We start from the raw sequence: 10,925 nt of genomic DNA on the forward strand, positions 1-10,925 counted from the left end.
ATCTTCAAGATCGACATAGCTGAACAGCGAGCCGCTCTTCTCATCCATCCCGCGCATTCCAACCCCCCGACATTGCCTTGCCCAGAGTGAATCACGTTCCTCAAACCGCGTCGAGGGACGACTATTTCAGCGGCCTGTTAAAGCCATCTGGATCATCCACACCAATCCCGCCGTCACCATGCCCGATGCTGATGCCGTGGCCGCTGCGATCAAGGCCTGCCCCTTCGTCGTGGTCAGCGATATTACGGCAGAAACCGATACTGCGCGGTTGGCGCATGTACTGCTGCCCGCGACGGCCTGGGGTGAGAAAGACGGCACCGTTACCAATTCTGACCGCACGATCAGCCGCCAGCACAGCGTTCTGCCACGCCCCGGCAAAGCCCGCCCAGATTGGTGGATACTGGCGCAAGTCGCCAGACGGATGGGGCATGGGCAAGCCTTTGCTTGGGAAACCGAGGCGGAGATTTTCGCTGAATACGCTGCGTTGTCTGGCATTGCCGGAAACCTCGGCAGCGACTTCGATATCTCCGATCTCGCCCTTTTGAGCAGGACCGGTTACGATGATCTCGCCCCGTTCACATGGCCGCAGAATTTGCGCCAAAAGGGAGGTCGGTTCTTCGCCACCGGGCAATTCCACACCCCCGACTCCCGCGCCCGGATGCTGCCGATCACCCCGCGCGCGCCGCAAGCCCTGACGCCGGAACATGCCTTCCGCCTGAACATCGGGCGTATCCGCGATCAGTGGCACACGATGACCCGCAGCGGAAAATCGCCGCGCCTCAGTCAACATTTGGCGGAACCGTTCGTGGAGATTCACCCGGAAGATGCCGCAGGCTTGAGCATACAATCCGATGATCTGGTTGAACTTTCTAATGGGCATGGCCATTGCATCCTACGCGCCCTGATCAGCCAGAGCGCCGCCCCCGGCCAAGTGTTTGCACCGATGCACTGGACGGCCGAGACCGCCTCTGCCGCCCGGATTGACGCTTTGGTGCCCGGCATTGTGGACCCGGTTTCAGGCCAACCCGAAAGCAAAGCCGCCGCTGTCGCAGCCCGACTTTACCCCGCGCACTGGTTCGGCTTTGCGGTCAGCGCCGCACCGCTGCACCCCGCCGCAGAATACTGGGCGCGCGCGCGCGTTCCCGGGGGCTTGCGGTGCCAGAGGATTGGACCCGATACGCCCGCATCCTGTTCGCGCTGCCCAATGCCGAAGTTGCGACCGTGATCGACGCCAAACGCGGGCTTGCCCGCATCGCGTTCCATGCCGAGGGTCGATTGCTCGCCGCGCTGTTCGCAGGCCCCAGCCCCGTCGCGGTCGCGCGCGATCACCTTGCCAGTCGTCTGAATGAGGCCAAACCCACGATCCTTGCAGGCCGCCCGCGCGCCGATATGCCCGACCCAGGTGCCACGGTCTGCGCCTGCCTGAATGTCGGGATCAACACCATCCGCGCGGCGATCCAATCGGGCCGCGCGCTGAGTGTTGCCGCCTTGGGTGAGGCCTTGGGCGCCGGCACATCCTGCGGATCGTGCCGCCCAGAACTCGCCGGATTGCTCACCCGTTTCAAACTGCCAGAGGCTGCCGAATGATCACCCTTGCGCCCAAGCCGTTGTTTGCACACCTGGTCCTTGCCTTTCGAGTTTGGCAAGCGCGCCTGCCAAACGGCAGCACGACACATATCACCCTCCAGACAAAAGCCGCCAAACGAGGCTTCGTCAGTCTTGTCGGCGCGGGCCCCGGCTCGGCTGATCTGATCACTTTGCGGGGATTGAAGCGTCTGCAAGCCGCCGATGTGGTCTACTATGATCGCCTCGCCGATCCGGCTTTGCTGAAGCGTGCGCGCAAAGGGGCGAGCCTGATCTATGTTGGCAAGGCCCCCGGCTGCCACGCGATGCCGCAGGCCCAGATCAACGCGTTGCGGGTGCAATCAGCGCAAGCTGGGCAGCAGGTGGTGCGGTTGAAATGCGGCGATCCGGGGATTTTTGGCCGGGGGGCAGAGGAAGCCGATGCAATGAATGCCGCCGGGGTGGAATGGGAGATCGTGCCAGGTGTCACCTCGGCCTGTGCTGCGGCTGCTTCGGCCCGAAGCTTTCTGACCGAGCGTGGCCAAACCGAACGGCTGATCCTTGCCACCGGCCATCTGCGCCACGATGGTGCGCAGGATTGGACCACCACGGCGCAGCCGGGCACCACGTTGGCCTGCTATATGGGGGTGTCGCAGGCAGCATCTATCAGGAAAGGCTTGCTGGGCGCGGGCTGGCCTGCGGATTGTGCCGTGCAGGTGATCTCAAAAGCGCAGACCCAGGAGGAGCAGGTGTTTCACTGCCGTCTGGATGGGCTGGAATCGCTTTGCGCGCAGCATCCGAACCTCAATCCAGCGATCTTGCTGATCCGTTGGACGCTGACTGATGCGCCCTCTGGCGCGTCGCGGGTCAATGGCGTTGCGGCGTCAGTTTGGTTACCGATTTTGATAGAACGGATTTCGCACCGCAATGCCGATCTGCGATGATCATCCGGGCCACAAGCGGTTATCGGTACTCTTGATCTGGCGGGATGGCCGGCCAGAGTCGTTTCGCAACCACGTTGGACCATGATGAAAGCCCGTCAGCCTCTACCGTCTTATGTCCAGCTTTCCGCCGAGGATGAGGCGGAGCTTTCTGCGCTGTAAAAGCGTGGCACGCCGCAGAACACATTGCGCGCGTGGGAGCGCGATCTGGCCTATATCGCCACTTGAAAGGGTAATCCCCCCGAAAGAAAGGGGCTGCATAGGTAGAATTTTGTCGGCAAGATTCATGAGGAGATTCTGAATGAAAACAAGCAGATACACAGAGTTGCAGATCCTCGCGATCCTGCGTCAGGCTGAAGGCGGCATGCCGGTGGCCGAGTTGTGCCGGGCGCACGGCATAAGAAACGCGTCGTTTGAAATCTATGGACGTCTCTCCCTTTGCAAGGTTTTCATCGATCTGATCTGACCGTTTTTCCCCGGTTGCGAACATCTATCCGGCGTCACCGGATATCGGTGCGCCCAAATGGGAATTCCGCGTGGTGAGCCTCGACAAGTGGTCGGCCTCAAAGGGACATTAAAAAAGCCAGGTTCCTCACACACCGGATCTTGCCGGCCCGAATTCGCAAAGATGGCACATTTCTTGGATCTCCTTGCAATCCTCATCTCAGCCTCAGGCTGCGGGCTGGAATTCCATACCTATTCGCAGCATCGCTCAGATGATGCGGGCGTTCTTGTTGGCGACTGCTACGATCGTTCGGTTGACACCGCGCCGCTCGCGCAACGCATTGATCCACCGGCTGAGCGCATCGGTCTTGCCGACTGCCACGCGCACGACGGACCTGGCACCGTGAACCAGCAAGGTTGCCGTATGGCGTGGTGCTGGGCGACAATATCGCATATTTCATTGGCCGCAGATATGGCCGGGCGGTGGTGACCAGCTCTGGTGCGCGGTTTAGGGTGACGGAAAGTCGTTATGCCAAAGTGGAAGCGGTGTTCGCGCGATATGGCCCGCTGATGGTGATTACTGCGCGGTTTGGGGTGCTGTTGCGGCAGCTGAATAGCTTAGTGGCGGGCACAGCCAATATGCACTGGTTGAGCTTTCTAGGCGCCAATGCGGCGGGTGCGGCGATTTGGGTCGGATTTTGGACCATCCTCGCCTATAACTTTGGACATTCGGCGACGATACTGCCGTTTATTGGGCGACATATCGGGTTGGTCGCTTCGGTGCTGGTAACACTGGCTTTTCTGGGCATGTTGGGGGGCTATTTGCGTTTGGGCAGAGGGCCCAAGCCGTAACGGCTTGAGCCTGTTGCCTGTGAGTTACTCCATAAACCAGCCGTGGCTGACAATCATTGACTGGCCGGTCAGCGCATTGGTCGGGAAGGCGGCGAAGACATGCGCGATTTCGGCCACGTCTTCAACCGTGGTAAATTCCTTATCAACCGTGCCGCCGAGCATGATTTTATTCACCACGTCTTCTTCTGAAATGCCCAAGGTTTTGGCCTGCTCGGGGATTTGCTTTTCGACCAACGGAGTTTTCACAAAGCCGGGACAGATCACGTTGGAGCGCACGCCATGTTCGGCACCTTCCTTGGCGATCACACGGGCGAGGCCGAGCAGGCCGTGTTTCGCTGTAACATAGGCCGATTTCAGCGGTGAGGCTTCTTTGGAATGCACTGAACCCATGAAGATGATCGAGCCTGACCCGGCCTTATACATATGCGGCAGGCAGGCCTTGGAGGTCAGGAACGCGCCGTCGAGATGGATCGACAGCAGCTTTTTCCAATCGTCAAACGGAAATTCCTCTAGCTTATGCACGATCTGGATGCCTGCGTTCGACACCAGCACGTCGATCCGGCCCCATTGGTCAATCACCTGTTGGATGCCAGCGTTAACTGCGGCCTCGTCGGTGACGTTCATCTCAACGCCAAGCGCCGTGCCAGGGCCTTTGGCGGTAAGTTCCGCAGCGGTGGCTTGGGCGGCATCCAAGCGCAGATCGGCGATGACAACTTTTGCACCGTCGGCGATGTAGCGTTCGGCAATGGCTTTGCCGATACCGCTGGCGGATCCGGTGACGACGCAGACTTTGCCGTTCAGACTCATGGGGAAGGACATGTTCAGGCTCCTGTGGTGAAGGGGTTAGCGGTTGGGGGCGAGGTAATCATGCACCACGCGGCCCAGACCAAGCGTTAGGTCGGTTAAAATATGGGTGGCAGACAGCACTTCGCGCACTGGCAGTTGCGTCAGCGGGGCCATCGCGTGATCGTGCAGCTCCAGCCCGGCGGGACCTTCCCATGCGCCTTTGACGGTGATGTCTTCCAGCGAGTATTCGACCAATTCGCAGATGCGCGGGGTGCAATCGACATGGGGGATGATTTTCAGCAGGAAGGTTGGAGCTTGCAGGCTTTCCAGCACCTTCGCGGGATCAATCGCGCGGGGCTTGTAGCCCATCGTTGCGGATGCCACCTGCACCGAGCCGACATCAAGGGTGCCGACGAGGGTGTCTTTTTCAACGCGCATACGGGGTTCGGCGAGTTTCTTCGGAAACCCCCAAATCTCACGCCCGCCCGCGATGGGGCTGTCATCGTTGAGAAACATCGCATGTACGTAGCTGCCCTTGTGGCCGTTGAATTCGACCGGGATCACCTGCCCGGTTTCGGTGTAATCGCCAAAGCCCGTGCTGTCGGGCATACGGATGAATTCGTATTTCACGATCGGGTCGATGACTTGCAAGGGTTCGGGGACCACGGCGCGCAGAGCTTCCATATCAGTGCGGTAGGTGACGATGAAAAACTCGCGGTTCACAAAGCGGTAGGGACCTTTGGGATAGGACGGGCTGGTGAGGGGCATCGCGAAAGCGCGGCTGGTGACGTCGGCGATTTTCATGGGACGCGTCCTTGGGTTAGCGATTGGAAAGGTCAAACACCTGCACGCATTCGGTCGCACGGTGACGGTTTTTCCAGTCGGGGTGATTGACGGTATGCTCTGCGTCGGCTTTTCCGGCCTGCCAATGGTCAAGCATCGAGGTACGGGAGAATTCGTAATCCTTTGAGCCCCCTTCATATTTTGTCGGGCGGTAGATCAGGTGTGCGATGGTGATGCGCGGGTCGGAATTGCCTGCGACCAGCGCTTGCGCGTCGGGGTCGGATTTCATCTCGGGCGGCAGCTTGTCGTAAAGTCGGCGTGCTGCCGTACCCATATCATTCAGCCGGCGCATCATATCGGTGTTAAACCGGGTGCGGCTGGAGAAGCGGATTTCCTTCTCGCGCACGTCACTGTGCCAGACCGAAGTGGGCAGCGAGCCACGCGCGTTGAACAGATCAACTTGGAACACGCAGAGATCTGCCTGCGATTTCTGGTCGTCCATCACATATTGCAAGGGCGTGTTGGAGACGAGGCCGCCGTCCCAATAATAGGCTCCATCAATCTTAACCGCCGGAAAGCCCGGCGGCAGCGCGCCAGAGGCCATGATGTGTTCAGCGCCAATGCGTTGGTTGGCGGTGTCAAACCACGTCATATTACCGGTTTCTACATTGGCCGCACCAATGCTGAGGCGGACCTCGCCATTGTTGAGGCGGTCAAAATCCACCAAACGTTCCAGCGTGGCGCGAAGGGGGGCAGTGTCATAGAAACTGCTCGCACCTGTGGCGCCCTCTGGCATCAGAGCGGCAGGGGGGAAGCGCAGATCGAAAAAGCCGGGGACGCCAGCCAGCGTGGTGGCCGAGGCACTGAACTGGTTCAGCAATGCCCGCGCCCAGATGCCGTCCAGCAGGGTGGCGGGCAGGGATTTAGAACTGGCTTGCTCCCAAAACTCCCGCAGCTTTTCCACACGTTGATGTGGCGCGTTGCCCGCGATGATGGCGGCATTGATTGAGCCGATCGAGATACCCGCCACCCAAGAAACATGGCGGGCTTGGTGCGCCAGCCCTTCATAAGCTCCGGCCTGATAGGCGCCGAGTGCGCCCCCACCTTGCAGCACAAGCGTGACACATTCTTCGGAACTGACATCAGATTTAGTGGGGGTGCGGGCCATCACGAGGCTCCCTTCAAGGTCAGATCAGCCACAAGCGGCAGATGGTCCGAGGCGCGTCTGGCCTCGGGCGTCAGAACGGCCCTGATGTCGCGCAGGGTGAAATCATCAGTCAACGCGATGCGGTCCAAAGCGGCCACTGGCTTACGCGCGTGAAACGTAGGCGGGCTTGGTAACACCCGGAAGTCAGGGCCGAGGCCTGCCAGATGTGACAGGCCGGACCATTCGTTGAAATCCCCCGCCACCAGGCGGGCGCTTATCTGCGAATGACCAGCGAAGGCGCGCAGTGCTGCCAGTTGACGGCGACGCGATGCACGGATCAGGCCCAGATGGGTGCCGATCACGCTGATGTCGCGACCTTCAAAGCGCAGATCCACCATCACCGCCCCGCGCGGCTCTAACCCCGGCAGGTCGATGTGGGCGGTGGTCAGCAGCTCAATGCTGTCGCGGAGCAGAATGGCATTGCCGTGCCAGCCCAGACTGTCGCGACCATGCGCGAAAATCACCGGGCGAAAGCCGCAGCCCTCGAACAACGCGGCGGGCAGGGCGGCCGGGCGCAGACCCAGCCGCATATCAGCCTCTTGCAGCAACACGATATCGGCATCCAAAGCCTCGATCACCCGCATAGTGCGCTCAGGATCGCGGCGGCGGTCGTTACCAAGCGCCTTGCGGATGTTGTAGGTGGCGATGCGCAGAGAAATTTTCGTCACAATATTGGGGCTCCCAGCCGGAAAACTCCCTCGACAAAACGGCGGGGCAGGCTTGATCTGACAACGCCTTGGGCGCAGCGCGGCTCCATTGCCCCGAACCAGTCGCGTAGGGCGGTGACGGTGGCGGCATCGTAAAGCATCAGGGCAGATTCAAAGTTCAACAACATGGATCTCACATCGAAATTCACCGAGCCGACCCAAGCCATATCGTCGATCATCCCGGCCTTGGCGTGCAGCATGCCCTGCCGCAACCGCAAAATCCCGCAGCCCGCCGCATGTAAATCGCGCAGATACGCGCCGCGGGCAAGGTCGGCCACCCATTGGTTCGATCTCTGCGGCAGCATAATCCGAACATCCACCCCGCGCCGCGCCGCAGTGCCTAAAGCTTGCAGCAACGCCTCGGTTGGCAGGAAATAGGGCGTGGTCAGCCAGACCGAGTGTTCGGCGCGGTGAATGGCGCAAACCAGCGCGTCGTGCAGCGCATCGTCGGGGGTGTCGGGCCCAGACGGCACCAGTTGCGCGGTGACAGTCCCTACGGGCGCATTTTGCGCGATCAGTGCCCCGTGCGCAGCACCAATCACATCCCAATCAGCCGAAAACATGTCGACATAGCTCTGCACCGCCGGACCTTGCAGGTTAAAGCTGAGGTCGATCCAATCCTGCCCTTTCACAAGATAAGCATTGCCAATGTTGCGCCCGCCCGCCCAAACATCGGCGAGATCCGCAACCACCATCTTGCGATGATTGCGCAGATTGAGATGGCCATTGCCGACCCGATGCAGGAAGGGCGAAAAATACCGCACCTCGCCCCCTGCTGCGCACAACCGCCCTAATGCGGCTTTCGGGCGATGCAGCGCGCCCAGCCGATCCAGGATCAGCCGAACCGCAACCCCTGCTAGCGCCCGTTCGATCAAGGCTTCGATGAAATCGCGCCCCGAGGCATCGTCGTCCAGCAGGTAAAAGGTGATATCGAGCCGGATCTTTGCCTGCGCAATGGTGCGAAACAACGCCGCGCAGGCGACTTCCGGTGTAAAATGCAGAACCAGACCGTTGCCATCCGAGGCGGCAGGAATTCCGAAAGCTAGCAAAGCCTTTGCGACGGGTTGCGGTGTGGGCATGACCTGACGCATCGGGCCAAACCTGATCGGTGGAAACCGCGCGCTTTGCTTGCGAAACCCCAGCGCCAGAAATACTGGGATCGCCACATAGGGCAGCAGCAGAATGAACAATAACCAAGCTGCAGCTGATTGTGGCGAGCGGCGTTGCTGCACCACCAACAGCATCGCAAGGCTGACCATCACGACACCCAGCACGAGAAGGGACAGGGAAGCCAGCCAGATCACCGCATTGCCTCCGTTCACACCCGCAAAACAAGCTACCAAGATCGTCGTTGCCGCACGCAAGACTCGGCGCAGCTTTGTCTGCCGCAACATGACCCTCTGCTGGGCAATCGCAAGGCCGTGTTTCCAATAAGCACGAAAACGTGGTTTGAGTGCCAAGTAGTGCTGCGCTGCGTCTTGTCGCTTGAATTCCCGGCAGACAATGCTATCAGCCGCTTATTCGGGATGCAGGGCTGGCGGTTACGCGGGCTTGATGCAGCCCCAGTCTGGAAGTGTGGCCGAGTGGTTTAAGGCTCTAGTCTTGAAAACTAGCGTACGGGGAACCGTACCGTGGGTTCGAATCCCACCGCTTCCGCCAATTCCCTGTTTCTGGCAGTCCCGCACAGTCCCGCATTGAGTTATTTTATCCAATGATTTCCGTGCCTTGTGCGCACTTTCGGTTTCCGGGCGTCCCGCCGAGTCTCCCTCAGGTTGCCTGAATCCCGGTTTTAGGCTAGGACAGGAGCTAGGACGCCTAGTGCGAAGGAGGGTTCGGGACCATGACTCGCCAGCTTCATCTGCTAACCGCGCGAACGGTCGCGGGGCTCAAGGATCCGGGGCGATATGCCGATGGTGGCAACCTTTATCTGCGGGTTTCGCCCACCGGCGCAAAGCGATGGACCTTCCTTTACACGATCAGCACCAAGAAGAACCGTGAACTGGGCCTTGGGTCCGCCGGGACCGTCACACTGGCCGAGGCGCGCGAGAAGGCCACGGCAGCGCGCAAGCTGCTGGTCAACGGGATCGACCCCAAGGTGGAAAAACGGGAAGAAGAGGCCGCGCGCGAAATTGCCTCGGTCAGCTTCGGCGATTTTGCAGATGCGTTCATCAAGGACCATGAGGCGGGATGGAGCAATCCCAAGCACATCGCCCAGTGGCACATGACCCTGAGCGACAGCTACTGCAAGAAGATCAGGTCGCGCCCTATCTCGGAAATTCACACCGATGACGTATTGGCGGTTCTGAAGCCCTGCTGGCAGACGCGGCCCGAAACTGCGCGCCGGATCCGGATGCGGATTGAGAAGGTGCTGGATGCGGCCAAGGTGAAGGGGCTGCGCACGGGCGAGAATCCGGCCCGGTGGCGTGGTCAGCTGGACCACATTCTTCCGCGCCACACCAAATCAACCGACGATCATCATAACGCTATGCCCTATGGCGAAGTCCCCGCCTTCCTGGCCAGCCTGGAGCAGAAGCGTGGTTTCTCTGTCCTCGCTTTGCGGTTCGCGATCCTGACCGCCGCTCGCACCGGCGAGGTGATCGGGGCGCGCTGGGAGGAGATCGACATGGAGGCGGGGCTGTGGACCATCCCTGCCCAGCGCATGAAAGCCCGACGCGCCCATCGCGTGCCTCTGACCGATCCAGTTCTGGAGGTGCTGCGCGAGGTGCAGGGCGCACATGCCGAATGGGTTTTCCCCGGGCCAAGCCTGCGCGCACCCTTGAGCAACATGGCGATGCTGGGCCTTTTGAAACGCGCCAAGCTGAATTTCACGGTGCACGGCTTTCGATCCGGCTTTCGCGACTGGTCGGCTGAGACAACCAATTTCCCCTCAGAAGTTTGCGAAATGGCGCTGGCCCATGCCGTCGCCAACAAGACCGAAGCCGCCTACCGGCGCGGCGACCTCTTCGAAAAACGAAAGGCGCTGATGGAAGCATGGGCTGGCTTTCTGACCGAGCCAAAGGCCAGCAATGTCGTACAACTGAAAAAGGTGGCGAAATGAACGATGAAAGCTCGGATGATGATCGCTACTCGATGGCTGCGATCAGCGAAATCTTCACCGAGGCGATGGAGCCGTTCGCCGACGAACATCTGCGGATCTATGAGACGAATTCGCCCAAGTGGGTCGCAGAAGTTGAACGCACGCTGGCCAGCAGGAATGAAAAGGATGCTGCGGCAGCATTTCGGGGGTTTCTGCAGGCCGACCCTGGCATGGAAAACATGCGGGAAACGCTGGTGCGCTACTCCCTTCGGCACAAAGTAAAATTGTCGCGGCCCAAGGATCTTCTGGTATTGCTGGATGAGTTGAGGGCAGTTTGCACGATGATTTCCGGCCTCAGACGGCGCGCGATCCTACCTTTGATGGAGCATTCTGGCGTAAGGCTGAAAGTTCCTGACCGCGAAGGAACGACAACGTTCGGCCTAGGCGTTTACGCAGCCATTCACGGGTAATCCCCCCATTTTTGACGGGGTGCATTTGTAGAACTTAGGCGGCCGTTTTCAGTTTCTGGGCGGGTGTGATGCCGCCTATGCCCATGTTCGGGCGGTCGTTGTTGTAAGTCCATAGCCATTGTGTGGCGAAGTCCT

The 10,925-nt window shown here is 60.1% G+C and carries 11 protein-coding genes, 1 tRNA gene and 1 pseudogene; 8 read left to right on the plus strand and 5 right to left on the minus strand.

Annotation, left to right across the window (positions count from 1 at the left end):
- The first annotated feature begins 178 nt into the window (after window positions 1-178).
- The 5 genes and pseudogenes from Q7V03_RS09090 (at window position 179) to Q7V03_RS09110 (ending at window position 3,800) form a co-directional block, all read left to right on the plus strand.
- On the plus strand, window positions 179-1,225 hold the full coding sequence (locus Q7V03_RS09090) for a molybdopterin oxidoreductase family protein (RefSeq protein ID WP_370651095.1): 1,047 nt from the start codon (window positions 179-181) through the stop codon (window positions 1,223-1,225).
- Entirely contained in the window at window positions 1,156-1,587 is a 432-nt protein-coding gene (locus tag Q7V03_RS23850) for a (2Fe-2S)-binding protein (protein WP_370651096.1), read from the plus strand. Before Q7V03_RS09090 ends, Q7V03_RS23850 begins: the two co-directional genes overlap by 70 nt.
- Window positions 1,584-2,507, plus strand: coding sequence for a uroporphyrinogen-III C-methyltransferase (cobA, locus tag Q7V03_RS09095; RefSeq protein WP_304925283.1), 924 nt, complete (start codon window positions 1,584-1,586; stop codon window positions 2,505-2,507). The genes Q7V03_RS23850 and cobA overlap by 4 nt, the downstream gene beginning before the upstream one ends.
- A 298-nt stretch (window positions 2,508-2,805) precedes the next feature.
- A pseudogene (locus Q7V03_RS09100) lies at window positions 2,806-2,919 on the plus strand (transposase); the annotation flags it as partial.
- A gap of 446 nt (window positions 2,920-3,365) precedes the next feature.
- Window positions 3,366-3,800 (plus strand): DedA family protein, encoded by a 435-nt coding sequence (locus Q7V03_RS09110; protein ID WP_304925284.1) that lies wholly within the window; start codon window positions 3,366-3,368, stop codon window positions 3,798-3,800.
- A gap of 24 nt (window positions 3,801-3,824) precedes the next feature.
- On the opposite strand, the gene Q7V03_RS09115 is transcribed toward Q7V03_RS09110, so the two are convergent.
- Genes Q7V03_RS09115 through Q7V03_RS09135 form a run of 5 tightly spaced genes read right to left on the minus strand, consistent with a single transcriptional unit; the run spans window position 3,825 to window position 8,677 of the window.
- Entirely contained in the window at window positions 3,825-4,619 is a 795-nt protein-coding gene (locus Q7V03_RS09115) for a 3-hydroxybutyrate dehydrogenase (RefSeq protein ID WP_304925285.1), read from the minus strand.
- Window positions 4,620-4,643: 24 nt separating this feature from the next.
- Window positions 4,644-5,390 carry an acetoacetate decarboxylase gene (locus tag Q7V03_RS09120; protein ID WP_304925286.1) on the minus strand — a complete coding sequence of 249 codons (747 nt, stop codon included), beginning with the start codon at window positions 5,388-5,390 and terminating at the stop codon, window positions 4,644-4,646.
- Between the two features lie 16 nt (window positions 5,391-5,406).
- Window positions 5,407-6,537, minus strand: a complete 1,131-nt coding sequence (locus Q7V03_RS09125) for a patatin-like phospholipase family protein (protein WP_304925287.1) — start codon at window positions 6,535-6,537, stop codon at window positions 5,407-5,409.
- Entirely contained in the window at window positions 6,537-7,244 is a 708-nt protein-coding gene (locus Q7V03_RS09130) for an endonuclease/exonuclease/phosphatase family protein (RefSeq protein WP_304925288.1), read from the minus strand. The genes Q7V03_RS09125 and Q7V03_RS09130 overlap by 1 nt, the downstream gene beginning before the upstream one ends.
- Entirely contained in the window at window positions 7,241-8,677 is a 1,437-nt protein-coding gene (locus tag Q7V03_RS09135) for a phospholipase D-like domain-containing protein (protein WP_304925289.1), read from the minus strand. Before Q7V03_RS09135 ends, Q7V03_RS09130 begins: the two co-directional genes overlap by 4 nt.
- A gap of 175 nt (window positions 8,678-8,852) precedes the next feature.
- Here Q7V03_RS09135 and Q7V03_RS09140 point away from each other — a divergent pair.
- From Q7V03_RS09140 to Q7V03_RS09150, 3 genes are all read left to right on the plus strand, one after another.
- Window positions 8,853-8,942 (plus strand) — tRNA-Ser (locus Q7V03_RS09140).
- A gap of 181 nt (window positions 8,943-9,123) precedes the next feature.
- A complete protein-coding gene (locus Q7V03_RS09145) occupies window positions 9,124-10,341 on the plus strand; it encodes a site-specific integrase (protein WP_304925290.1) in 1,218 nt (405 codons plus the stop codon).
- Window positions 10,275-10,790, plus strand: a complete 516-nt coding sequence (locus tag Q7V03_RS09150; protein WP_304925291.1) for a hypothetical protein — start codon at window positions 10,275-10,277, stop codon at window positions 10,788-10,790. Before Q7V03_RS09145 ends, Q7V03_RS09150 begins: the two co-directional genes overlap by 67 nt.
- The last annotated feature ends 135 nt before the right edge of the window (window positions 10,791-10,925 follow it).

The sequence above is a fragment of the Cypionkella sp. genome, assembly GCF_030652235.1.
In the GTDB taxonomy this organism is placed as follows: domain Bacteria; phylum Pseudomonadota; class Alphaproteobacteria; order Rhodobacterales; family Rhodobacteraceae; genus Cypionkella.